Origin of the sequence: Bacillus thuringiensis (assembly GCF_001455345.1) — a bacterium.
Taxonomy (GTDB): Bacteria; Bacillota; Bacilli; order Bacillales; family Bacillaceae_G; genus Bacillus_A; species Bacillus_A thuringiensis_N.
Genome location: NZ_CP013274.1, coordinates 4,558,607 through 4,580,524 on the forward strand (window position 1 = coordinate 4,558,607; position 21,918 = coordinate 4,580,524).

Genomic DNA, 21,918 nt, shown 5'->3' on the forward strand with positions numbered 1-21,918 from the left:
CTTTTTTATACTTACTTCGTTGAATCTCTAAATTGGATACGGTGAGGTAAGATAACAGTGTGATCTTCCACTTTTTCTTTGTTCATATACTTTGTTAATAGACGCATTGCTACTGCACCGATATCATACATTGGTTGTACAACTGTTGAAAGCTGTGGACGTACCATTAATGCAAGGCGTGTATTATCGAAACCAAGTACTTCTACATCAGTTGGTACATTTAATCCAGCGTCTTGTGCTGCATGGATTACACCTAGTGCCATTTCGTCAGAAGATACGAAAATCGCTGTTGGCTTTCCATCAAGGCTCCAAAGCTTTTCGAATGCTTCAATACCTGAATCATATGTGTAATCTCCATCGATTACAAGATTTTCATCATATGAAATACCTGCTTCTTCTAAAGCTTTTTTATAACCTTGTAATTTCTTCGCGCTTCCCGCTTTATCAATGAAAGGACCAGAGACGAAACCAATACGCTTATGTCCTTGCTCAATAAAGTGCTTCATTGCGTCATAAGCTGCTTGTGTATAATCGATATTTACTGATGGCGTTTCATTTTGCTCATCAAATGACGCTGCTAATACGATTGGTACTGGAGACTTTTTGAATTCTTCAATGTGAATGTCTGTAATATCTTCACCCATGAAAACAATTCCGTCTACTTGTTTTCCAAGCATCGTATTTAATAAATGGAACTCTTTCTCTTTGTTTTGGTCAGAATTACTTAAAATGATGTTATATTTGTACATCGTTGCGATATCTTCAATTCCACGAGCAAGTTCTGCATAAAACGTATTTGAGATATCAGGAATAATAACACCTACTGTAGTTGTCTTCTTACTTGCTAGTCCACGTGCTACCGCATTTGGGCGGTATCCTAAACGATCAATTGCTTCTAATACTTTCTTTCTTGTTGTAGGCTTTACATTTGGATTACCGTTCACAACGCGTGATACGGTAGCCATTGAAACGTTCGCTTCGCGCGCTACATCATAGATTGTTACGTTCATCTCATCGCACACTCCTTCTATTTTTGTTATCTATTTTTATGTATCGGTTACTTGAATGAAAAAAAGACATCAACTCTATTTGCAGATGCCACCAATCGTCCCGAGTTCTTCCTTTTACTAATGATACGATAAAAACGCAGGCTCATACAATATTTTCCCGCAAAAGTTTCGAAAAAATTCGCTTCTTTTCTCGTATTTTCGTATTTTTTATGAAAAAAAGGGCATTTTTTGTAAAAATATAGATATCTCCTACTTAGAAACCTTATTTTAAACGGTACGATAGTAAATGAATTTTATATCGGCGATTTTTTAAATATATCGACTTACCAATAAAAATCGACAATGTCAGTCATTTGATACGCTGGATCTGGAATCACTTCATAACTGACAATAGAAGATCACGGCGTCCTGTAGAATGCTTTACATCGACAACACCAGGGGTAAATAGGTTTCTTTCTTTAAAATCGGCACAGCGGAAATATGAAGCGTATAAGGCATCGCTCTTTCAAATTCTTATATGTTACTTTATAGCTGATATATATACGATCTTCAAATCCACCCCCAACAAACAACGTACACTTTCATTTAAAATAAAAAAAGACAGTTTAAACACTGTCTTTTTTTATAAGAAGGAAACAAACGGTTTATCGCTGTTTTTCTCTTTTATAACAATTGCCTCGATTTTATTCTCAGACTTTATCTGCAATTGTACTTTTGCATCTTTAGGTAACTGTTCTAACATACTTTGAGCAGCCAGTTGGGTAAGGCCCATTAATTCTGTTTTACCGTTATATTTAATAACAATATCCATATTTAATGTATCCATTTGATCTTTCTTATAAGAAACTTTAGCATTTACTGGGATAAAGTCTCCAGGAGAAAAACCTTTCATTGCCTCAGCAAATTTATTTATTTTTGCATTATCTTCTCCATGTGCTTGTGTAAATTCATCAGAAGGATATGAATACGCTTTTTCTTCAATCGCATTCCAATTTCCAAGGTTCGTATCATTCTTTTGAACGGTAGCACTAGCAATATACGTACCATTTTTTAAAGAACTTGTACTTTCTTGCTTAAAGATAGCAAACGTAATTGGGGATTTATTATACTTGTCATTTTTATGAATAGCTTCAATAAGTTGCTTGGCAACTTCAGTCCCCTTAGACATTGCTTCTTCATTGGATACACTTGAAGACATAGCTAACCCAATTACAACGCCAGATAAACTTAATTCATTTGAATTCTGCTTCCCGAAATAGTCTTGTTCTATAATATTTGTCAAAACTGGCGCTTTTACTTTCGCGACTAGTTCATCAACTAACTTCTCAGGAATATACTGATTTAATTGAAGCACATGATTTTCTGTATCAAATTGCTCTTTTGCAATATTCATTAAACCATTTTCATACTCTGCTAAATCTAATTTAGAATTTGTCGTTACATTAGCTGTATTTATAACCTTTTGTTCTTTTAAAGGAATTACAGTTCTATAATAATCTTTAGAAACAGCCGTTCTTGGAATCATGCTTTTTTCTTTCGTATCTTTCTGTATAACTTCATCCTTCTTACTAATCGTATCATTACTACAAGCTCCTAGTAATAAACTTACGACTGCGAAGGATAATGCCATTTTCTTCATTACTTAAAACCTACTTTCAACAATCTAGTTATTTAATTTGAACTATTAACAGTGTACCATTAAATATATTTCAACAAAAACAAAAAAAAGAAGCAAGCACCTTTCGCTTGCTTCTTTTTACTTAATATTCTCTTCTAAAGCATCTTTTTTAATGTTCCAATGAGACGTATTCCATACTACCATCCCATCTTTTATGTATAACACTTGCGGAGATTCATGTTTAATGCTGTACTGTTCTGCAACACGATTCGAAACATCTCTCGCATCTTGTACGTATAAGTAATACGCTGGTACCGCTCTTTCTTCACTACAATAAGCTTGAAATTCTGTATAGGCACCATGACTAATCGGGCATGTCGTACTATGTTTAAAAAGAACATAAGGCTCGTTTTTTTCTACTAATACTTCAAGCTCTTCAATTGTTTCAACTTTTGTCATATTCATCACGATTCACCTCTCATACGAAATCTAGAACGCTTCTCTTTCTTTTCAGCTTTTTTCTCAAGTCTTTCTAATTTACGCTCTTCTTTTTCAACCTTTTTCTCTTGTCTTGTCGAACGATAATGATTGTATACTTCAATTGCTGCGCTACTCCACTGTACAACTTGCGCTACTTTATCTGCATTATTTTCAATTTCGTCCGTAACAGACTCTGATACATTACGAAGTTTCGTATTTAAAGAATGGATTGTCGTTCCAATTCCATCTACACCCGATACCACTTTATTTAATGATTGTGATTTCTGTTGAATGTCATCAGCTAACGCATTTGTTTTATGTAATAATTGCTCCGTCTCTACGCTAATCCCTTGCATTTGCTTTTCTAAACCTTCTAACGTGCTTGCAACGTTTTCTAACGTCTTCTGAACCGATAACAACGTTCTGCATACATACACTACTAATACAGCGAAAGCAACCGCGATAATAGCTGCACTTACATATAAAAGAACTTGCATTTCATCACTTCCTTTATCTTTTTCATACTTTCCCCTATTATACAATCATTTTCCGTTTCGTTCTAATCCCTATCTTTTCATTAGAATTTTCATACTTATTCGTTAACTTTAACATAAATGATTCAACAAATTCCACTAAGTAGGTTACAATAGGGGAGGATACATAATTAGTAGGGAGGCTTTACATATGAAAGATCCACGCATTGAAAAGTTAGCATACAATTTAATTAACTACTCTATCCGCTTACAAAAAGGTGAAAAAGTATTAATTGAAAACTTTGGCTTACAAAAAGAACTTGTAACTGCACTTGTAAAAGAAGCATATGCAGCTGGTGGTTTCCCATTCGTTTCTTTAAAAGATCATCAAGTAGATCGCTCTTTATTAATGGGTGCTACTGAAGAACATTTCGAACAAATCGCTGCATATGAAGCAAGCGTAATGAAAGATATGGACGCTTATATCGGTCTTCGCTCTGGCGATAACATTAACGAACAAGCTGATGTGCCAAGTGAAAGAATGCAAATTCACGGTCAAACAGTTGGTAAGAAAGTTCATAGAGACATCCGCGTTCCAAAAACACGCTGGGTTGTTCTTCGCTATCCAAATGCTTCTATGGCACAGCTTGCTAAAATGAGCACAGAAGCTTTCGAAGACTTCTACTTCGAAGTTTGTAACTTAGATTACGGTAAAATGGATAAGGCAATGGATAGCCTTGTTACATTAATGAACAAAACAGATAAAGTTCGCTTAACTGGTCCTGGAACTGACTTAACATTCTCTATTAAAGACATTCCAGCTATTAAATGCTCAGGTCATTTAAACATTCCAGACGGTGAAGTGTACTCTGCACCAGTTCGTGATTCCGTTAACGGTACAGTGTCTTACAACACACCATCTCCTTACAACGGTTATACATTTGAAAATGTACAACTTAAGTTTGAGAATGGCCAAATTGTTGAAGCAACTGCAAACGATACAGAACGTATTAACAAAATCTTCGATACAGATGAAGGCGCTCGCTACGTTGGTGAGTTCGCAATCGGCGTAAACCCATACATCTTACATCCAATGGGAGATATCCTATTCGATGAAAAAATCGATGGCAGCTTCCACTTCACTCCTGGACAAGCTTACGACGATGCATGGAACGGCAACAACTCAAATATCCACTGGGATTTAGTATGCATCCAGCGCCCTGAATACGGCGGCGGCGAAATTTACTTCGACGACGTACTAATCCGTAAAGACGGACGCTTCGTTGTACCTGAACTAGAAGCTTTAAACCCAGAGAACTTAAAATAATAAAAAAAAACGCTCGGGATATTCTCTGAGCGTTTTTTTATTAATACTTTAATAACTCTTTCGCCACATCTTCTGGCACTTTAAAACTCATTTTCTTATTTTTCATTTCAACTTCAACATAAGGTACATCTTTATATACTGTCATCGTACCAATTTCATGTAACTCTTTTTTATCTTTACTCGAATCCAATAATTTCGGTGTATCCTCTTGATACATTGTAAATGTTTTCCCTTGCGGAGTATCTAAAGGAGCCGATTGCATTTCCCACTTATCCATTTTCATGACTTCAAACAGCTTTTCGATTTCTTTCTTATCGGTAATTACTGTTTTCTCACTGGAATCAGTAAGTGATTCAATTTCAACTTTTTGTGCCTTTTCTAAATTCATATCTGCTTTTTCCTTCTTCGTACTACATCCTATTAAAAGAACGGATGCGGTTAGCAGAAGTAAAAATAACATAAGGACTTTTTTCATTTCTAATCCTCCTAACTACATAGAGCTACTTTTCTCGCTTTTTGTTTGCTGGAAATGAAAATAATATAAGAGCGCCACTGCGATAATGCCGATTACTACCGGAACATATAAAGGCAGGTCCCATTTCATATATACTCTAGTGCAACCAACAAACACAAACAAAATTTCCAAACAAAACAAAGGTTTTACATACTTCATTTCTTCCCTACCATTTCTATTTTCACATGTGGATTTTCTTTTTCGATAAGCGCCAAAAATTCATTCATATCTTGCGGTATCGCAACCATATGTACTTTATATGCATTCGTCGTAATTTCAAGAGATTTCCCAACTTGACGAATGATTCTTATCTCTTTCAATACAACATCATCATTTAAAATGCCGTACTTTAATACACCATTTTCTACTTTATGCTTTTTAATAAATACTTCCCAAACGAGCGGGACATTTACAATGAAACATAATCCCATTCCAATTAACGCTGACATCCACTGCTCTTTATTTGCGACAATCATGACAAGTGGATATACAAACATAAAAACTAACGTGAGACAAACGAAAATTACTACCGATTTACTTCTTTGAATCGGAAAATTCATACACGCACCCCTAACCTAAATTATACCACTTTTTCCATTTTAATAATAAAAAAAGGCCATTTTTGAATGACCTTTTACACAATGTACCTATAAAATTTCTTATCTACCTCTAACACTGGAAAGTTTTTCGGCAACTCGTCTATACTCACACTTTGAAAACCATTCTTTTCATAAAAGCGATGTGCCGCTAAAAATTTCACTGTCGTTCCTAAATAAATATCTTTCAGCTTTTTATTCTCAGCCCACGAAATTGCTGTTTGGAGCAACTTATGTGATGCGCCCCATTCTTTTCCGCGAAATTCTTTTTTTACGAACATTTTTCTTAGCGCTACTTGCTGATTCTCAATATCTAACAAAGCTACTGTTCCAACTACTTTCCCACCATAAGTTGCAACCCAAAAGTTTCCATAATCCCTTTGATAGAACGTTTCTATTTCAAGTAAGTCTGGCTGCTCTTCTTTCGTAATGGGAACATTGTACTCTTTTTGCTGAATATGAACGATAAGATCTACTACTTCATCTTGAAACGTACTTTCATACGGAATAATATGAATCTTCTCGTTCATCGGATCTCCTTCCATTCTGAAGCTAGTAAACTATATACAGCGATATCGTGAAAATGATCATATAGCCATTCATCATCTCTTAAAATACCATCTAACTTAAATCCTAAACGCTCTGGAATAGCACGGCTTTTTACATTTTCAACACCGCATCTAATTTCCATTTTATTTAATTTTAAATTCTCAAATGCATAGTGAAGTACAGCCTTCACACTACGCGTCATAATACCTTTCCCGCCAGCATCTTCTGCAAGGTAATACCCAAGACTCGCCGCTTTCTTCCCCCAGCTTACCGGATGAATACCTACCATCCCAACGAGCTTTCCTTTATAACGTATGCCACTTTCAAAACCGTCTCCCTCTGCAAACTTCTTTAACCACATCGGACAAATCTCATCATAAGCATCAGCAGATTTCGTCCCATCTACCCAAGGAAGCCATCTTCGTAAATGATTACGGTTTTGGTTTATTAATTGATATAGTTCCTCTTTATGATGCTTCTCTAATAACTGTAATTCGATTTCATCGTCTACTCGAAGTGTGAACATGTTTTATAGCTCCCCTTTTTATTTTTCTTATTATTCTAACATTTTTAAATGAAAAATGTTAAATATTCACACTTTCCTTTGTTTTTATTTGTATAAAACCAGAAGAACACAATACCCCCGTAATAACTAATATCATCCCTATACATTGTGCGGGTGCTATATTTACTCCTTCTGTAAAAGAAATAATCATTGTAACAACAGGCACTAGATTAAAAAATAAAGATGTTCTCGCTGCACCAATTTGAGCAATCCCATTATTCCACCATAAGTAACCGAGCACACTCATTCCGATTGCCATAAAGAGAATCGCTCCCCAAGCTAATAGGGGAATTTCAAAAACTGGTACCATACTTTTTTGCGTAGAAGATATGATAATAAAGGTAAGGGCACCAATAGTCATGGTATATGTTGTAGTTTGTATTGGGCTACCGGTTTTAATAAACCTTCTGCCTAGTACACCGTATAACGCCCAGCAAATATTTCCTAATAAAATATAAAAATCCCCTTTTGAAAATGATAAATTTTGTAGTGCGGTAAACGAGCCTTGTGTAAGCACAAAAACAACACCAAGTAGTGCAAGTAACATTCCAACACCTTGGCGCTTCACTATTTTCTCTCGTAAAATCACACTTGCTAATAACGTCGTAACAAGCGGATTTGTCGCCATAATAAGTGCACCATTCATAGCTTCTGTATGTTTCATTCCTAAAAAGAAAAAGAAGTTAAAGCCGAATACACCAACAATACCTAACAAAAAGTAATAGACCCTATTCTGCCTCCATACCTCTACCTCAAAATCTTTTCGTATTTTTAACAGACATAACATCACAAATGCAGCAATCCCAAAACGCCATGCCGCTATATGAATCGCTTCGAAATACTGCACCGCATATTTCGAAGCATTAAATGTCCCACCAGTAAATATTGCAAATCCTAATAACTGCGCATATACTTTATTTTTCATTGTCGGCCTCCCAGTCTTTTCCTTCTAGAAAACCGTAATAAACTTCTAACTTTTCTTCTGTTAGTTGGACAACCTTTTGCAATTGTTCTTGCTGTTCTTTTAACCTTTCTAAGTGATTTGTTAAAATTGAAATTCTCTTTTTTACTTTCGCCGGTACTTCCTCTTTCCTCTGCCTAATTTCCTCTATAATGCATCCATCACTTGCAAACTCAGCCATCTCTTCTAATGACATTCCAGTTTGTTTTAACGAATATAAAAATTTTAATAAGCGCACATCACCTTCTGTATATTGACGAATCCCGCTATTCCGCGTTGGTGGTGGTAATAATCCTAATTTCTCATAGTAACGCAAAGTATGAATACCCATCCCTGTTAATTCTGCCACTTCACCGATTTTATACATGTTTTCTCCCCCTTGTTTTTACATATTCATCTTACAACCTAGAGTTAGCTCTAGGTCAATACGGAAATAAAAATCCACTATATATGATTGATATCTAGATATGAATCATATATAGTTAAAGTATGGAAAAAAATGATAATTTTATAATTCAATTACGTAAAGGTGTTTTTGATCTCGCAATTTTGTCTTTAATAAGTAAACAACCTATGTACGGATACGAAATTACAAGTGCATTACAAGCTATCCCTGTGTTTCATATCCCAAACGGTTCGATTTACCCTATATTAAATCGAATCACGAAAAACAATTGGGCTGTTTCCTATTGGGAAGAGTCCGGTGATGGCCCAAAAAGAAAATACTATCGCATTACAGACGAAGGGAGAGAAATTTTAAATAGTCGCTTACATGATTATGATGCAGTGTATCAAGCTTTAATGTTACTAGCTAAAGGAGAGGATAAAAGATGAACGAAGAACAATTCTTTTCAAATGAACTCATTATTTCTTTCTTACACGATCTTCAGAAAGGTTTAATAAACTTACCTACATCAGAACGAGAACAACATATGCTAGAAATTAAATCCGATTTATACGAAAATGCATTAAGTAAAGAGAGTGAAGGGATACCATTAGGAAGCATCCCTTCACAAGTGATTGAAGAATTTCTTACTCCAAAAGAATTAGCAAAGGAAATTGCAGTAGAATATACAGATGTTATTCAAGATGTACAGCAATCTACAAATACATTTATTAAATATTATTCTGGCCTATCTATCGGCCCACTTGGTGCTCTATCAGTACCTATTGTACTAGGCTTCATCAATATTTCAGCTAATTTGCCATTTGTACTAGCTTTTATAGCAAGTAACATTTGGTTTATCTGTAGAGAAAACCATTGGAATACAGACTTATTAAAATACTTTAAAACAATAATTTCCATTAGCTCAAGGCTTTTAATCGCTCTTCCGTTTACTTTTTTCGCAATTCGCATCATCATAACAAAACAATTCGATACGTTTTCATTCTATTATTTAATTGGATATGTACTTTTTAGTTCAATTTATATCATTTTGTTAAAACAACTCTACAAAAAGAATAAACAATACCAACCTATCAATGCTTTTTAAATATATCGAACACAACAAAAAAGACGCACAGCTAAGCTATGCGTCTTTTCTATTACTTCTCTGCAACTTGAACTTCTTTTACGTAAGCTGCTTCGAATTTTTGGATGTCTCCTGCGCCCATGAAAATGAGAACGCCGTTTTTATGTTTCTTTAATACATCCGTTGTTGTATCTGTAATTAGTTCTGCACCGTCAATACGCTTCTGCAGATCTTCGATTGTTAATTCACCTTTGTTTTCGCGCGCTGATCCGAAAATATCACATAAGTATACTTGGTCAGCTTTGCTTAAGCTTTCAGCGAACTCATCTAAGAACTTTTCTGTACGTGAGAATGTGTGCGGCTGGAATACAGCGACAACTTCACGCTCTGGATGTTTTTGACGAGCTGCTTCAATCGTTGCATTAATTTCTGTCGGATGGTGTGCGTAGTCATCGATAATAACTTGCTCTCCCATCGGCTTTTCATTAAAGCGACGTTTTACGCCTTCAAAAGTTGTTAGCTGATGCTTAACTGCTTCTACATCAACATTTTCATAATGGCAAAGCGCGATTACTGCTAATGCATTTAATACGCTGTGGTTGCCGTATCCTGTAATTTTGAACGTGTCATAGTACGTATTACGAACGAATACATCGAAAATAGTACCATCTGTTCTCTTTTGAATGTTACGTGCTTGGAAATCATTATCTTCTCCAAATCCATAGAAAATAACAGGTACTTTCGCTTGAATTTTTTGAAGTTCTTCATCATCTCCACATGCAATAATGCCTTTTTTCACTTGCAATGCCATCTCTTGGAATGCACTGAATACATCATTGATATCTGTAAAGTAATCCGGATGATCAAAATCAATGTTTGTCATAATTGCATAGTCTGGATTGTAAGACAAGAAATGACGACGATACTCACAAGCTTCAAATACAAAATACTTACTATTTTCTACCCCATGCCCTGTTCCATCTCCAATAAGGTAAGATGTAGGGTGTGCACCTTGCATTACATGGGCTAACAAACCAGTTGTTGATGTTTTTCCATGTGCACCAGTTACAGCAACACTTGTGTATTGGTTCATAAGGTCGCCTAAGAAGTGATGGTAACGATGTACTGGGATGTTTAATTCTTTTGCTGCTACGATTTCTTCATGCGTATCAGGAAATGCATTTCCTGCAATAATCACTTGTCCTTCTTTTACATTACTTTTATCAAAAGGAAGGATCGAGATACTACGCTTTTCCAACGCTGTTTGTGTAAAGAAACGCTTTTCATAATCAGACCCTTGAACAGTATGCTTCATGTCATGAAGAATTTGCGCTAATGAACTCATTCCTGTTCCTTTAATTCCTACAAAATGGTAAACTGTCATCTTAAAGAACCTCCAACATTTCGAACTAATACAACGGCCTATCTATAAGACAGTATATGAATCTTTTCTTATTTTGGTAATCATCATACATTTTTGATGTAGTGAAGTTATTCTTCCCTTCACTTATCAGGATAAACTCGTACGTACTTCTTTTTTATGTCCATAACAAATCCATTATAGCAAAAAAGAAGCCGCTATACTATGATAACAGAAAAACTGATAGGGTCAATCACCTATCAGTTTTTCTCTCTTTTACATATCTTCTCTTTTTTCTAATTGAACACGCTCTAAACGTGGGTTTGGACGATATTTACGACCAGCTTTTGCTTCTGGTTTTCCATTTAATTCTACGTTATCACCAGTAAAGCCAATATTCATTTTTAATAAGCTACTTCCTACTCCGTATATATCAACAGGTACGTTTTGAGCTTCAAATTCACGAATACGCTTCTCATCAAATCCACCAGTTACAACGATGTCTACATGCTGGAATCCTTCTTCATCAAGTGCTTTACGAAGTGCAAATACAAGCGATGGGTTTACACCACGTGGATCAAAGGTTCCAAGTACTTCTGGGTGGCGAATAAAGTATTGATCAATCATCGTACGCGACGTATCTACACGTACACCTTTTAATGTTGATCCAAATTCACGCGCTACGCGAAGTGCATCTGTAATGACATCATTGTTGTAATCAATTAATACAACTAATTCATCTTCTGGGAATTTCTTATGATACGCTTTTGCCGCTTCCACAACATCACCATTAAACATTTGAATTAATGCGTGAGGCATCGTCCCCATACCACTTCTGCCCCACCATTCATTCATCGCATGCGTCGCTTGTGCGCTCATACCTCCGATGTATGCTGCATAACCGTCACCAGCCTGTTGTGTATAATGATCATCACGGTCTCCCATGAAAATAACTGGTTTTTCTTTATCTACGCTACGCGCAGCTTGGACAACGTTATATACGTTTGTCGCAACTGATGTACGACGAGCTAAAATCCCATCAATGACACCTTCTAAAAATCCGAAATTTTCATAAGGACCATGAATTGTTAACACTGTTTCAAACGGACTAATATTATCGCCATCTTTTAAAGAGTTAATTTCAAGTTCCTCAGGATTTTTAGCGAATGTTTGTAGCAATGCAATTACTTCATCAGTTCCGCAAAGAACTGCATTTTCCTTTTGGAAAAATTGCATCGTTACAACACTTTTCGGGCGAAATTCTTCAATGATTTCTCTAGTCTTTAAAAAGTAAACGGCAGAGAACCAACCTTCTCCAACACGTTCGTCAAATTTAAATGTTCTATTTGTTAGTCTATTTATTTCACCTTTTAATTTTAATTCAATTTCTTTCATGTCGCTTTACTCCCTACTTTACTATCCAACATTTTCTCTTAGTATACAGCAAAACCGTTTACTATATATTTGTTTCCTGCATAGCAGCGAATTCATCCTCAGAAATAAGGACATCTCTCGGTTTCGTTCCTCTTCCTTCAGAAATAATTCCTTGCGATTCCATCTCTTCAATGAGACGTGCCGCGCGATTATAACCGATGCGGAATTTTCGCTGTACAGAAGATGTGGACGCTCCCCCTTGTTCTACAACAAATTGACATGCATCAAAGAACAATTCGTCTTCCGACTCAGCTTGTTCTGTTTTCGCTAATAAATCCTCTTGCTTAAATAAGTAATTTGGCTTCATTTGCTTTCTCACATGATCAACTGTTTTTTCAATCTCATCATCCGATACATATACACCTTGTACACGAACTGGCTTAGATGTACCATTTCCTAAGAATAACATATCACCACGGCCAAGCAATTTTTCCGCGCCCCCAATATCGATAATCGTACGCGAATCAACTTGAGATGATACTGTAAACGCAATACGCGTTGGAATATTTGATTTAATTAAACCTGTAATAACATCTACAGATGGACGCTGCGTCGCAACTAATAAATGAATACCACAAGCACGTGCTTTTTGCGCAATACGACAAATCGCTTCCTCAACATCACCAGGTGCTACCATCATTAAGTCAGCTAACTCGTCAATGACAATAACGATATAAGGTAATGTCTCTCCTGGAATTTCTCGCCCACTTACAATCGTATTGTAACGCGTTAAATCACGAGCACCAGCGTGCGCAAACAATTCATAACGGCGCTCCATTTCTTCAACTGCCCACTTTAATGCAGCTGTCGCTGCTTTTACATCCGTAATAACAGGTGCTACAAGATGTGGAACAGAATTGTATGGTGCAAGCTCCACCATTTTCGGATCGATTAACATTAACTTCACTTCATGCGGTTTCGCTTTATATAAAATGCTCGTTAAAATTGCATTAATGCACACACTTTTACCAGAACCCGTTGCACCCGCAATAAGTCCGTGTGGCATTTTTCGAATATCCGTTACAATCGGATCGCCTGAAATATCAAGCCCAAGCGCAACTGTAAGCGGTGATTCACTCTTTGTAAATACAGGACTTCTTAAAATTTCACGAAGAAATACTGGCTTACTTTCTTTATTTGGAACTTCAATTCCAATCGCACTCTTCCCTGGAATCGGTGCTTCAATACGAATATCTTTCGCAGCTAAACTTAACTTAATATCATCACTTAAGTTTGTAATTTTATTTACTTTCACACCCGGATCTGGCTGTACTTCAAAACGAGTTACTGCCGGACCTTGTGACACATTAATAACATGTGCGCCAACATGGAAATTATTAAACGTCGTATCTAATAAATCTTTCTGTTCATCCAACCATTCCGTATTATCTAACGCTGCTTGCTGCGGAATCGATAATAATGTTAATGGCGGAATTGTATACGTCGGTGGTGTTTGCAAGACATTTCGCATATCGTTTTCTCTTTGATTTACGACATATGCTTTCTCTTGTACTTCCGTACTTGAAATTGGCTTTTGTACTTGCTCTGCCACTACTTGTTGCATTGGTCTCTCTTCCACTTGTGGTTCCACCACTACTTGTTGCATTGGTTTTTCTTCCACTTGTGGGTCTACCACTACTTGTTGCACTAGTTTTTCTTCCACTTGTGGTTCCACTGCCACTTGTTGCACTAGTTTTTCTTCCACTTGTGGTTCCACCACTACTTGTTGCACTGGGCTTTCTTCCACTTGTGATTCTACCACTACTTGTTGCATTGGTTTTTCTTCCACTTGTGGGTCTACCACTACTTGTTGCATTGGTTTTTCTTCCACTTGTGGTTCCACCACTACTTGTTGCATTGGTTTTTCTTCCACTTGTGGTTCCACCACTACTTGTTGCATTGGTTTTTCTTCCACTTGTGGTTCCACTGCCACTTGTTGCATTGGTTTCTCTTCCACTTGTGGGTCTACCACTACTTGTTGCATTGGTTTCTCTTCCACTTGTGGGTCTACCACTACTTGTTGCATTGGTTTTTCTTCTATTTGTTGTACAGGCTTCTTCTCTACTCGTTCACTCATAGAAGATTGCATCGCATTCGTTCTAGCCGCATGTCTTTCCATTAATCTCGCTCTGTCTTGTTTCAACATAACAACATTAAATGGTACATGACGCTTTTTCTCACGTTTTGGTTCTTCTTTTTGTACAACTGGTTGTTCTTCTGCAATCGGTGCTTCTTCTTCAACTCGTTGTTCTTCTTCAACCGGTGCTTCTTCTTCAACTCGTTGTTCTTCTTCAATTAAAGTATTCGCAAAGCTTTGAACATCTTTCTTCGTTTGTTCATCAGCCTCAGCAACATGTAGGAATTCATTCTTTTGTTCAATTGCTTCATTTAACAACATTTCTTGCTGCGTTTCTTCGAATACTACAGGTTCCGCTTCTTCCACTTCTTCTGATTCTTCTGTTTCTGCAATTACTTCCACTTCTTCTGACTCTTCTGTTTCTGCAATTACTTCCACTTCTTCTGACTCTTCTGTTTCCGCAATTACTTCTACTTCTTCTAAGCCTTCTGTTTCTGCAATTACTTCCACTTCTTCTAAGTCTTCTGTTTCTGCAATTACTTCTACTTCTTCTAAGCCTTCTGTTTCTGCAATTACTTCCACTTCTTCTGACTCTTCTGTTTCCGCAATTATTTCCACTTCTTCTGACTCTTCTGTTTCCGCAATTACTTCTACTTCTTCTGACTCTTCTGTTTCCGCAATTACTTCTACTTCTTCTAAGCCTTCTGTTTCTGCAATTACTTCCACTTCTTCTGACTCTTCTTTTTCTGCAATTACTTCCACTTCTTCTGACTCTTCTGTTTCCGCAATTACTTCTACTTCTTCTAAGCCTTCTGTTTCTGCAATTACTTCCACTTCTTCTGACTCTTCTGTTTCTGCAATTACTTCTACTTCTTCTGGTATTTCCACAATAATTGTTTCTTCAAGTTTTTCTTCCGCTTTAACAATCACTGATTCTTCTGGTGCTTGCTTTTCTACTTCAATAGTAGGTTGTTCTATTTCTGTATTACGTTTAATTTCTTCTGATAATATTGTATCCTCGTGCTCTACTTTAGAAGCTACTAATTCTTCTTGTAGATTGTTTTCGTTTAACACCACTACATCTTTTTCTAGCTTAGCACTTTCCATCTGCTCAGCTACTGTTTTATGAAGTAATTCATCCGCTGAAACTTCCTGCGGTGTACTCATTTCTTGAACCACTTCATTTTCTTCTACTATAGGCTCTTGGCGTTCAATTTCATAACCGTTTTTCTCTAGCCATTGATCAACAACTGATTTTTCTTCCTTTTTATCCTGTTGACCAACTGATTCATGACTAGGCGAAGAAGACGTTACTTGTCCTTCTGAGAAATCTGATAATGTATACCCTTTTTTCTCTAACCATGCATCAACAACTGCTTTGCCCTCTACAGATATTTCAAGATCTTCTCTTTCCTTTACTTCCTCCTGCTTTTCTTCCTTTTTCTCTACAGAAGGACGATTATATCCGTAAATTGGTGAAATCATTTCTGTTGGACGAAATGGTCTACGGTTACTTTCTTGCGACGATACAGGTGCCTTTTTAACGATAGACTCTCGCTCCGGTTCATATTGTGCTTCCGGTTCTTCATATGTAGAAACTACCTTTTCCACATACTGTCGTCTACTTCTTTCCACTTTGATTCCTCTTTGAATAGGCTGATTTTCATATGTTACAGCTTGAACAGGTTGTTCTTCAAAATGCCCTGTTTCTATAACATCCTCTTCATCGAACCCATTATCCGGTACTAATGGAAAACGGCATTTACCTGCATTCCTACTTGCCATTTGTGCTTCTCTTGCTTCAGTGTAGTGGTTTACACGAGGAATTTTCGGCTGACTTTCAATTTGCTTTGGTACTTCTTTATTCATCGCTGTTTGTTCTTCCTCTTTGTTAAACAGCTTTTTCATCCAATCTAACATGCTTACCACTCTTTCTACTAAATAGTAACATCCTTTATTGTATCAGCATTCGGCAAAAAGTGCAGGTAAAATTAAGCATGTCATATTTATCCATAATATTCTAATTTACGAGTGTTTTCATATAGAAAAACGCACCCTTACATGTAAGACTGCGTTTAAGCTTTACTCTTCCGATATTCATCTACACTATCCGTTACACTTTGCAATAAAGAATTTACATACTGCGGGTCAGATAATTTCTTATCTTCTTCAGGATTTGACATAAACCCAAGTTCTAATAGTACACCAGGTACTTTGGACCAATTAAATCCAGAAAGATCGTCCCTGAATTTAATTCCATTTACTTTCACTTGATGATTTTCTCTCATTTTATTTACTATCGCTTGAGAGATTTGAAGACTTTCCTTATAAATCTCTTTCGTATACGGACTTCCTTCTGACGGTGTTAATACAGCAAACCCACTTTGATTCGGATTTTCAGAACCATCTGCATGAAGACGTAAAAATAAATTCGCTTTTTGATCATTCGCAAATGCCGCCCGTTCTTTATTACTCATATCAACATCTTGTGACGTTCTCGTCATTAATACTTGTATTCCCTTTGCTTCTAACTTTTCCTTTAATACAAAAGCCATTTCTAATACAAGGACAGCCTCTCTTTTTTTCGTCACAACACCAGTTGTACCATCTGTCACTTTATATTTTTGCGTTGTTGCTCCTGGCCCAATCGGCTCTAAATTTAAATTTGCTTTTTGTTGATGCCCTGGATCAATAACAACGAGAAACTTTCCTTGCTTTTCATTACTCTCTATTTTTTGTTCATTATTTTGCATAAGTTGCTCAGTTGGCTTCACTGGCGTAGCTTCCTCTTTCTTTTCCTCGGCCGGCACTTCCTCCTGCTTTTGCTCCACTTGCTCATTCGTTTGAGCTGCTTGCGGTTCCTCTTTCTTTTCTTGTTCTTCTTGCTGTTTTTCTACCGGTGCGTCTACCTTTTTATCTTCGCTTGTTTCTTTTATAGAAGATGTTGTCTCTTTTTTCGGTTGTTCTTGTGAGCAACCTCCCATATAAATGCCAATGAATGCAATCATGCTCATTATTTTTATATACTTCATGTTTTCTCCCATCACTTTGCACCGGTCTCAAAGTTTTTCTTATAATTGTTTTATAATCTCATCCATATTTCCAATATGAATGGGTTGCCACGTTTCTGTACCACGCTCTGCAGTATAAACTAGATAAGCTTCATCAGCCACATTTACGAAAACCGGATCCCCCATATCTGTTTCATATCCGATAACAATCCATTTCTCTTTCCATTTTCCTTGTTCTTCACTTATTAATGAATTTTTATGTTTATCATATCGATAACCGATTTGTCCTTTTTCTAATTCATTTTCACTAAACAAATAGATTTCATAAGAACCTAACTCGATATCTTGCTGTTTTGAAGTTTCAATTCGTTTCAGAAGTTCTGCGATTTTTAGTTGTTGTTTCATACGTCTATCCCCTTCTATTTTTCTAAATTTTAACTAGATTGTTTATAAAATACAATATAGATTTTAAGAAAAAAGGTGACATCCTTATAATATGAACAATTTTTTGAATATATCTGTCACAACTCGAAATATATCAACGATTTTTCAAATATATCTATCGTAACTCTTAATATATCAACCATTTTTCAAATATATCTATCATAACTCTACATATATCAACGATTCGACACGGAATATCGACTTACCAACAACAAATGACAAAACAAAAAGAGAGGCCACCCAAAAGGACAGCCTCTCTTTTCTTAACATCAATTAAAATTTAAACTCTTGTCCAACTTCAAAGCTATCTTCTAATACAAGAATACCTTTTTCTTGTGGAGCATCTGGAAGCTCTAATTCACGTGCAGAGCAAATCATTCCAGAAGAAGGAACACCACGAAGTTCAGCTGGCTTAATTAACATACCGCTTGGCATTACAGCGCCGATTTTTGCAACGACAACTTTTTGTCCTGCATCAACATTCGGTGCGCCACATACGATTTGTAATGTTTCTGTACCGATTTCTACTTTACAGATGTTTAGCTTATCAGCATTTGGATGCTTTTCTTTTTCAGCTACATAACCTACAACAAATTTTGGAGAAAGATCTGCTTCTACTGTTTCTTCAAAGCCGTTCTTCGCTAAAATTCCGTTGATTTTCTCAACAAGTTCTTTCGTTAATGTTAGGTTACCTGTTTCTTTTACTTCTAAGTAAGAAGATGCATTAAAGATGTTGAATCCTGCTGTTTCGTTGCTTTCACGATCGTATACGCGTGCAACATCTCCTTTGCGATCAAAAGTACGGTTCTCTAAAGTAATATCTTGTAAGGCAACAATTAAAGTGTCACCAATTCCTTCAAGGTTGTAAAAAACGTTCACTTCGTTCATCCTTTCTCTTTTCCATCTGTCTTCTTCCGATTCTTCGCTAAAATAAAGATTGGTTCAAAGTCCCCATCTTCATATACGAATGAAAGTGATGTAATCGGAACATGCCCTTCGGCAAAAAATTTCATTGTCATTTGTGCAATAATATCATAACCGATTTCGTTGACGATATCAGCAATAATTAATACATCTTGGTGAGGAACAGCCACAACCATGTCACCAGAAATCTTTTCACGCATCGATTGTAATAACGATTCGTTTAAAATACGAGTCGCATCATACCCATCATTTGTGTTTAAAAAGTAGAAGGTATTACCCGCTACTGTGTCTTGTTTAAATTCATAGCCTAATGAGCGAGCGTTGAATAATGCCATTTCACGTACTTGTTGTTCTGTAAGCTCTAACTTTTGTAATAAACGCTCATCAATGAGTCGATACGTTTTATTAGAATCTAGCGCGTAGTAAATACGTGTTTCCGCCGTATGATCCGTCATAATAAACGGATTTCCTTCTTCTGCTTGTTTCGGGAAAGAAGTAGAGCGAATAACAGGTAAAATTTTTGCTGCGCTATTTTCTTCTTTATGCATCGCAATTAACGCTTCTTGTACGTAATAGGCAACCTCTTCAATTGCTTTTTCTTTATTCACTTCCCATTTTGCCACAACACCTGGAAGCGATACGTTAATACCTTTTTTCGAGTCTTTCTGTTCTATACGTAGAACCTCTTTCTCGCTATCATACTGAAAGTCCCATTCCGGGCGAGATAATTTCTTCATTAACTCGTCTTTCATCTTTTTACTTGTCATCTTCATCTCTTTTTCCTCCCTTCCAAAAAAATAACCTCCCCCGCGAAGGTAGAGGTTGTTTTACAATTCAATTGGCAAATTGCCTTATTTTAAACCTTCAATGAACTCTTCGATTTGCTCTTGTGTTTTACGATCTTTGTTTACATAGCGACCCGTTTCTTCACCTTTATTGTACGCTACAAAGCTCGGAATGCCAAATACGTCTAATTTGACGCATAGATCAATAAACTCATCACGATCTACATAGTAAAATGAGAAATCACTATATTTCTCTTCTACTTCTGGCATAAATGGATCTACAAAACGGCAGTCTGGGCACCATTCTGCTGAGAACATAAAGACTACATTCTCTTCATTTTTTAATTGTTGGAATTGCTCCATGCTTTCTAATGATTTCATCTATATTTCCTCCTCTAACGAGTGCATTTTTTTATGTTATAATCTTTCTTTTATACTACCATACATCACGCATGGTGCAAGGTTTATGCTTGCTTTTCGTCATACTTATATTGCCCAACAAGTAACTTAACAACGTGTACAAATAATTCCGTGCGATCAACATAATCATCTGTAAAAATACCGATTGCACCTTCGTGACTACGAATATCTTTTCTCTGTACAAACTCTTCCATCACTTCACTTAACTCCTTGCCCTCTTCAAGAGGTGCTAAAAAATCATCCGGTAACGTAATACGTGCCCCGCCGGCAACAAATATTTTACCATCACTTGTTGCTAGCGCGCCCCAATTACACATAAATAAACCGTACTCCGTTTTCATTACGCCGCCTTCTAGCCCAATACCAATTTGAGCTTCTCCTTCATGAAGCGCTCGCTTCGCTCTATTAACAGCTCCTTGCATCGTCTCTTCATCTGAAAACGGCTGGTTCGCTACCCCTGAAGGAACAGAAAGAGACGTAATTTCGGCATCACTCCAAACCTTCTCCACAGCTCCAACTTTCGTTTTATTCTTCGATCCAACTACAACCTTCATTTCGTTCACCTCTATAAAAATTTATCATTTTGTTCTAACATCCGCTTCGGCACGAATTAAGTAACAAGCACTACCACATATACCGGTTCATCTATTCAACCTAAAAAAAGAAGGGTTTTTCGCCCTTCTTCTCTACGCGTTATTCTTAATTGTCTCTAACGTCGTTTTATCCGTTGCTCTTACAAGCTTCGTAATTAGTTCTTTTGCTGCTGCATAATCATCAACATGTAAAATAGAAGCATGTGTATGAATGTAGCGTGCGCAAACACCAATTACTGCTGATGGGATACCTGAGTTACTTGTATGTACACGTCCCGCATCTGTACCGCCTTGTGAAATAAAGTATTGGTACGGAATGTTGTGTGTTTCTGCTGTATCTAAAATGAATTCACGCATTCCTCTATGTGTTACCATCGTACGATCGTAAATACGAAGAAGAGCACCTTTTCCTAATTGACCGAACTGCGTTTTATCACCAGATGCATCGTTTGCTGGACTTGCATCAAGCGCATAGAAAATATCTGGTTGAATCATATTTGCAGCAGTTTGTGCACCGCGAAGACCAACTTCTTCTTGTACAGTCGCACCAGAGTATAATGTGTTTGGTAATGTTTCGTCTTTTAATTCTTTTAGTAATTCGATTGCAAGGCCACATCCGTAACGGTTGTCCCAAGCTTTCGCCATAATTTTCTTTTCGTTTGCCATCGGCGTGAACGGGCAGATTGGCACAATTTGTTGTCCTGGTTTTACACCAATTTCAATCGCATCTTCATAGCTATCTGCACCTATATCAATTAACATGTTTTTTATATCCATCGGTTTTGCACGTTGCGCGTCACTTAATAAATGAGGAGGGATAGAACCAACAACCCCAATAACAGGACCATTCTTCGTCATCACTTGCACGCGCTGCGCTAATAGAACTTGGCTCCACCAGCCGCCTAACGGTTGAAAACGAAGCATTCCGTTTTTCGTAATTTGCGTAATCATGAAACCTACTTCATCCATATGACCTGCTACAAGAACACGTGGGCCAGTTTCGTCCCCTTTTTTCAGACCAAATACGCTACCTAAACCGTCTTGTACAATTTCATCAGCATATTTGCTTAATTCTTGCTTCATAAAACGGCGTACATCATGTTCGAAACCTGATGCACCTTGTAATTCTGTTAACGTACGAAATAATTGTAATGTCTCTTTATTCACGAAGTCCCCTTCTTTCAAACCTTAGTAGAATACCTCTTTTATTGTAACGAAATTTTCGAAATGTTTCTAGTTTCTTCTTTTTTAGCTGTATTTGCTTTATAATTATTATCGGTACACTATTTTTATTTTATAGAATTG

24 protein-coding genes and 1 pseudogene are annotated in these 21,918 nt (G+C 36.7%); 3 read left to right on the forward strand and 22 right to left on the reverse strand.

What is annotated here, in order from left to right; translation table 11 throughout:
* Positions 1 to 11 precede the first annotated feature (11 nt).
* The 5 genes and pseudogenes from ccpA to ATN06_RS23850 form a co-directional block, all read right to left on the reverse strand.
* Positions 12 to 1,010 carry a catabolite control protein A gene (gene ccpA, locus ATN06_RS23830; protein ID WP_060632566.1) on the reverse strand — a complete coding sequence of 333 codons (999 nt, stop codon included), beginning with the start codon at positions 1,008 to 1,010 and terminating at the stop codon, positions 12 to 14.
* Positions 1,011 to 1,386: 376 nt separating this feature from the next.
* Positions 1,387 to 1,520: pseudogene (locus tag ATN06_RS29840) on the reverse strand (chorismate mutase); the annotation flags it as partial.
* A 112-nt stretch (positions 1,521 to 1,632) separates the two neighbouring features.
* Entirely contained in the window at positions 1,633 to 2,649 is a 1,017-nt protein-coding gene (locus ATN06_RS23840) for a CamS family sex pheromone protein (RefSeq protein ID WP_060632567.1), read from the reverse strand.
* 117 nt (positions 2,650 to 2,766) lie between these two features.
* Positions 2,767 to 3,093, reverse strand: a complete 327-nt coding sequence (gene ytxJ / locus ATN06_RS23845) for a bacillithiol system redox-active protein YtxJ (protein ID WP_001057490.1) — start codon at positions 3,091 to 3,093, stop codon at positions 2,767 to 2,769.
* Complete coding sequence (locus tag ATN06_RS23850) at positions 3,093 to 3,605, reverse strand: DUF948 domain-containing protein (RefSeq protein WP_088116245.1); 513 nt, start codon at positions 3,603 to 3,605, stop codon at positions 3,093 to 3,095. Before ATN06_RS23850 ends, ytxJ begins: the two co-directional genes overlap by 1 nt.
* Before the next feature lie 187 nt (positions 3,606 to 3,792).
* On the opposite strand from ATN06_RS23850, the gene ATN06_RS23855 reads away from it, so the two are divergent.
* Positions 3,793 to 4,908: an aminopeptidase gene (locus tag ATN06_RS23855; RefSeq protein WP_000654739.1), complete on the forward strand. Its 1,116-nt coding sequence runs from the start codon at positions 3,793 to 3,795 to the stop codon at positions 4,906 to 4,908.
* A 40-nt stretch (positions 4,909 to 4,948) separates the two neighbouring features.
* Here ATN06_RS23855 and ATN06_RS23860 read toward each other — a convergent pair whose 3' ends face one another.
* The 7 genes from ATN06_RS23860 to ATN06_RS23890 form a co-directional block, all read right to left on the reverse strand.
* Positions 4,949 to 5,383 carry a hypothetical protein gene (locus tag ATN06_RS23860; RefSeq protein WP_060632569.1) on the reverse strand — a complete coding sequence of 145 codons (435 nt, stop codon included), beginning with the start codon at positions 5,381 to 5,383 and terminating at the stop codon, positions 4,949 to 4,951.
* 15 nt (positions 5,384 to 5,398) lie between these two features.
* Positions 5,399 to 5,581 carry a hypothetical protein gene (locus ATN06_RS23865; protein WP_060632570.1) on the reverse strand — a complete coding sequence of 61 codons (183 nt, stop codon included), beginning with the start codon at positions 5,579 to 5,581 and terminating at the stop codon, positions 5,399 to 5,401.
* On the reverse strand, positions 5,578 to 5,982 hold the full coding sequence (locus tag ATN06_RS23870) for a PH domain-containing protein (protein ID WP_060632571.1): 405 nt from the start codon (positions 5,980 to 5,982) through the stop codon (positions 5,578 to 5,580). Before ATN06_RS23870 ends, ATN06_RS23865 begins: the two co-directional genes overlap by 4 nt.
* Positions 5,983 to 6,056: 74 nt before the next feature.
* Positions 6,057 to 6,548 (reverse strand): GNAT family N-acetyltransferase, encoded by a 492-nt coding sequence (locus ATN06_RS23875; RefSeq protein WP_060632572.1) that lies wholly within the window; start codon positions 6,546 to 6,548, stop codon positions 6,057 to 6,059.
* Positions 6,545 to 7,093, reverse strand: coding sequence for a GNAT family N-acetyltransferase (locus ATN06_RS23880; protein WP_060632573.1), 549 nt, complete (start codon positions 7,091 to 7,093; stop codon positions 6,545 to 6,547). The genes ATN06_RS23875 and ATN06_RS23880 overlap by 4 nt, the downstream gene beginning before the upstream one ends.
* Positions 7,094 to 7,151: 58 nt before the next feature.
* Entirely contained in the window at positions 7,152 to 8,057 is a 906-nt protein-coding gene (locus tag ATN06_RS23885) for a DMT family transporter (protein WP_060632574.1), read from the reverse strand.
* Entirely contained in the window at positions 8,047 to 8,460 is a 414-nt protein-coding gene (locus tag ATN06_RS23890) for a MerR family transcriptional regulator (protein WP_060632575.1), read from the reverse strand. Before ATN06_RS23890 ends, ATN06_RS23885 begins: the two co-directional genes overlap by 11 nt.
* Positions 8,461 to 8,582: 122 nt before the next feature.
* Between ATN06_RS23890 and ATN06_RS23895 the strand changes: the two genes are divergently transcribed.
* On the forward strand, positions 8,583 to 8,927 hold the full coding sequence (locus ATN06_RS23895) for a PadR family transcriptional regulator (RefSeq protein WP_060632576.1): 345 nt from the start codon (positions 8,583 to 8,585) through the stop codon (positions 8,925 to 8,927).
* Positions 8,924 to 9,586 carry an HAAS signaling domain-containing protein gene (locus tag ATN06_RS23900; RefSeq protein ID WP_060632577.1) on the forward strand — a complete coding sequence of 221 codons (663 nt, stop codon included), beginning with the start codon at positions 8,924 to 8,926 and terminating at the stop codon, positions 9,584 to 9,586. The genes ATN06_RS23895 and ATN06_RS23900 overlap by 4 nt, the downstream gene beginning before the upstream one ends.
* A gap of 52 nt (positions 9,587 to 9,638) precedes the next feature.
* Here the strand turns inward: ATN06_RS23900 and murC are convergent, their stop codons facing one another.
* From murC to ATN06_RS23950, 10 genes are all read right to left on the reverse strand, one after another.
* Positions 9,639 to 10,949 carry a UDP-N-acetylmuramate--L-alanine ligase gene (murC, locus tag ATN06_RS23905; protein ID WP_060632578.1) on the reverse strand — a complete coding sequence of 437 codons (1,311 nt, stop codon included), beginning with the start codon at positions 10,947 to 10,949 and terminating at the stop codon, positions 9,639 to 9,641.
* 252 nt (positions 10,950 to 11,201) lie between these two features.
* The gene (locus ATN06_RS23910) at positions 11,202 to 12,320 is read right to left on the reverse strand and encodes a nicotinate phosphoribosyltransferase (RefSeq protein ID WP_000658380.1); all 1,119 of its coding nucleotides are present in this window, start codon (positions 12,318 to 12,320) and stop codon (positions 11,202 to 11,204) included.
* Between the two features lie 61 nt (positions 12,321 to 12,381).
* Positions 12,382 to 16,356 carry a DNA translocase FtsK gene (locus ATN06_RS23915; protein WP_060632579.1) on the reverse strand — a complete coding sequence of 1,325 codons (3,975 nt, stop codon included), beginning with the start codon at positions 16,354 to 16,356 and terminating at the stop codon, positions 12,382 to 12,384.
* 155 nt (positions 16,357 to 16,511) lie between these two features.
* On the reverse strand, positions 16,512 to 17,468 hold the full coding sequence (locus ATN06_RS23920) for an N-acetylmuramoyl-L-alanine amidase (RefSeq protein WP_060632580.1): 957 nt from the start codon (positions 17,466 to 17,468) through the stop codon (positions 16,512 to 16,514).
* Between the two features lie 39 nt (positions 17,469 to 17,507).
* Positions 17,508 to 17,852, reverse strand: a complete 345-nt coding sequence (locus tag ATN06_RS23925) for a hypothetical protein (protein ID WP_060632581.1) — start codon at positions 17,850 to 17,852, stop codon at positions 17,508 to 17,510.
* A gap of 312 nt (positions 17,853 to 18,164) precedes the next feature.
* Positions 18,165 to 18,779, reverse strand: a complete 615-nt coding sequence (gene ytpR / locus ATN06_RS23930; protein ID WP_049107758.1) for a YtpR family tRNA-binding protein — start codon at positions 18,777 to 18,779, stop codon at positions 18,165 to 18,167.
* Positions 18,776 to 19,588: a DUF1444 domain-containing protein gene (locus ATN06_RS23935; protein WP_000784600.1), complete on the reverse strand. Its 813-nt coding sequence runs from the start codon at positions 19,586 to 19,588 to the stop codon at positions 18,776 to 18,778. Before ATN06_RS23935 ends, ytpR begins: the two co-directional genes overlap by 4 nt.
* A 78-nt stretch (positions 19,589 to 19,666) precedes the next feature.
* Positions 19,667 to 19,981, reverse strand: coding sequence for a thioredoxin family protein (locus ATN06_RS23940; RefSeq protein WP_000838193.1), 315 nt, complete (start codon positions 19,979 to 19,981; stop codon positions 19,667 to 19,669).
* A gap of 83 nt (positions 19,982 to 20,064) precedes the next feature.
* Complete coding sequence (locus tag ATN06_RS23945) at positions 20,065 to 20,574, reverse strand: DUF84 family protein (protein WP_060632582.1); 510 nt, start codon at positions 20,572 to 20,574, stop codon at positions 20,065 to 20,067.
* Between the two features lie 132 nt (positions 20,575 to 20,706).
* Positions 20,707 to 21,780 (reverse strand): M42 family metallopeptidase, encoded by a 1,074-nt coding sequence (locus tag ATN06_RS23950; protein WP_002170155.1) that lies wholly within the window; start codon positions 21,778 to 21,780, stop codon positions 20,707 to 20,709.
* Positions 21,781 to 21,918 lie beyond the last annotated feature (138 nt).

Coding starts and splice junctions, on each gene's coding strand:
- ccpA (WP_060632566.1), bottom strand. CDS start 1,010: ATGAACGTAACAATCTATGATGTAGCGCGCGAAGCGAACGTTTCAATG.
- ATN06_RS23840 (WP_060632567.1), bottom strand. CDS start 2,649: ATGAAGAAAATGGCATTATCCTTCGCAGTCGTAAGTTTATTACTAGGA.
- ytxJ (WP_001057490.1), bottom strand. CDS start 3,093: ATGAATATGACAAAAGTTGAAACAATTGAAGAGCTTGAAGTATTAGTA.
- ATN06_RS23850 (WP_088116245.1), bottom strand. CDS start 3,605: ATGCAAGTTCTTTTATATGTAAGTGCAGCTATTATCGCGGTTGCTTTC.
- ATN06_RS23855 (WP_000654739.1), top strand. CDS start 3,793: ATGAAAGATCCACGCATTGAAAAGTTAGCATACAATTTAATTAACTAC.
- ATN06_RS23860 (WP_060632569.1), bottom strand. CDS start 5,383: ATGAAAAAAGTCCTTATGTTATTTTTACTTCTGCTAACCGCATCCGTT.
- ATN06_RS23865 (WP_060632570.1), bottom strand. CDS start 5,581: ATGAAGTATGTAAAACCTTTGTTTTGTTTGGAAATTTTGTTTGTGTTT.
- ATN06_RS23870 (WP_060632571.1), bottom strand. CDS start 5,982: ATGAATTTTCCGATTCAAAGAAGTAAATCGGTAGTAATTTTCGTTTGT.
- ATN06_RS23875 (WP_060632572.1), bottom strand. CDS start 6,548: ATGAACGAGAAGATTCATATTATTCCGTATGAAAGTACGTTTCAAGAT.
- ATN06_RS23880 (WP_060632573.1), bottom strand. CDS start 7,093: ATGTTCACACTTCGAGTAGACGATGAAATCGAATTACAGTTATTAGAG.
- ATN06_RS23885 (WP_060632574.1), bottom strand. CDS start 8,057: ATGAAAAATAAAGTATATGCGCAGTTATTAGGATTTGCAATATTTACT.
- ATN06_RS23890 (WP_060632575.1), bottom strand. CDS start 8,460: ATGTATAAAATCGGTGAAGTGGCAGAATTAACAGGGATGGGTATTCAT.
- ATN06_RS23895 (WP_060632576.1), top strand. CDS start 8,583: ATGGAAAAAAATGATAATTTTATAATTCAATTACGTAAAGGTGTTTTT.
- ATN06_RS23900 (WP_060632577.1), top strand. CDS start 8,924: ATGAACGAAGAACAATTCTTTTCAAATGAACTCATTATTTCTTTCTTA.
- murC (WP_060632578.1), bottom strand. CDS start 10,949: ATGACAGTTTACCATTTTGTAGGAATTAAAGGAACAGGAATGAGTTCA.
- ATN06_RS23910 (WP_000658380.1), bottom strand. CDS start 12,320: ATGAAAGAAATTGAATTAAAATTAAAAGGTGAAATAAATAGACTAACA.
- ATN06_RS23915 (WP_060632579.1), bottom strand. CDS start 16,356: ATGTTAGATTGGATGAAAAAGCTGTTTAACAAAGAGGAAGAACAAACA.
- ATN06_RS23920 (WP_060632580.1), bottom strand. CDS start 17,468: ATGAAGTATATAAAAATAATGAGCATGATTGCATTCATTGGCATTTAT.
- ATN06_RS23925 (WP_060632581.1), bottom strand. CDS start 17,852: ATGAAACAACAACTAAAAATCGCAGAACTTCTGAAACGAATTGAAACT.
- ytpR (WP_049107758.1), bottom strand. CDS start 18,779: ATGAACGAAGTGAACGTTTTTTACAACCTTGAAGGAATTGGTGACACT.
- ATN06_RS23935 (WP_000784600.1), bottom strand. CDS start 19,588: ATGAAGATGACAAGTAAAAAGATGAAAGACGAGTTAATGAAGAAATTA.
- ATN06_RS23940 (WP_000838193.1), bottom strand. CDS start 19,981: ATGAAATCATTAGAAAGCATGGAGCAATTCCAACAATTAAAAAATGAA.
- ATN06_RS23945 (WP_060632582.1), bottom strand. CDS start 20,574: ATGAAGGTTGTAGTTGGATCGAAGAATAAAACGAAAGTTGGAGCTGTG.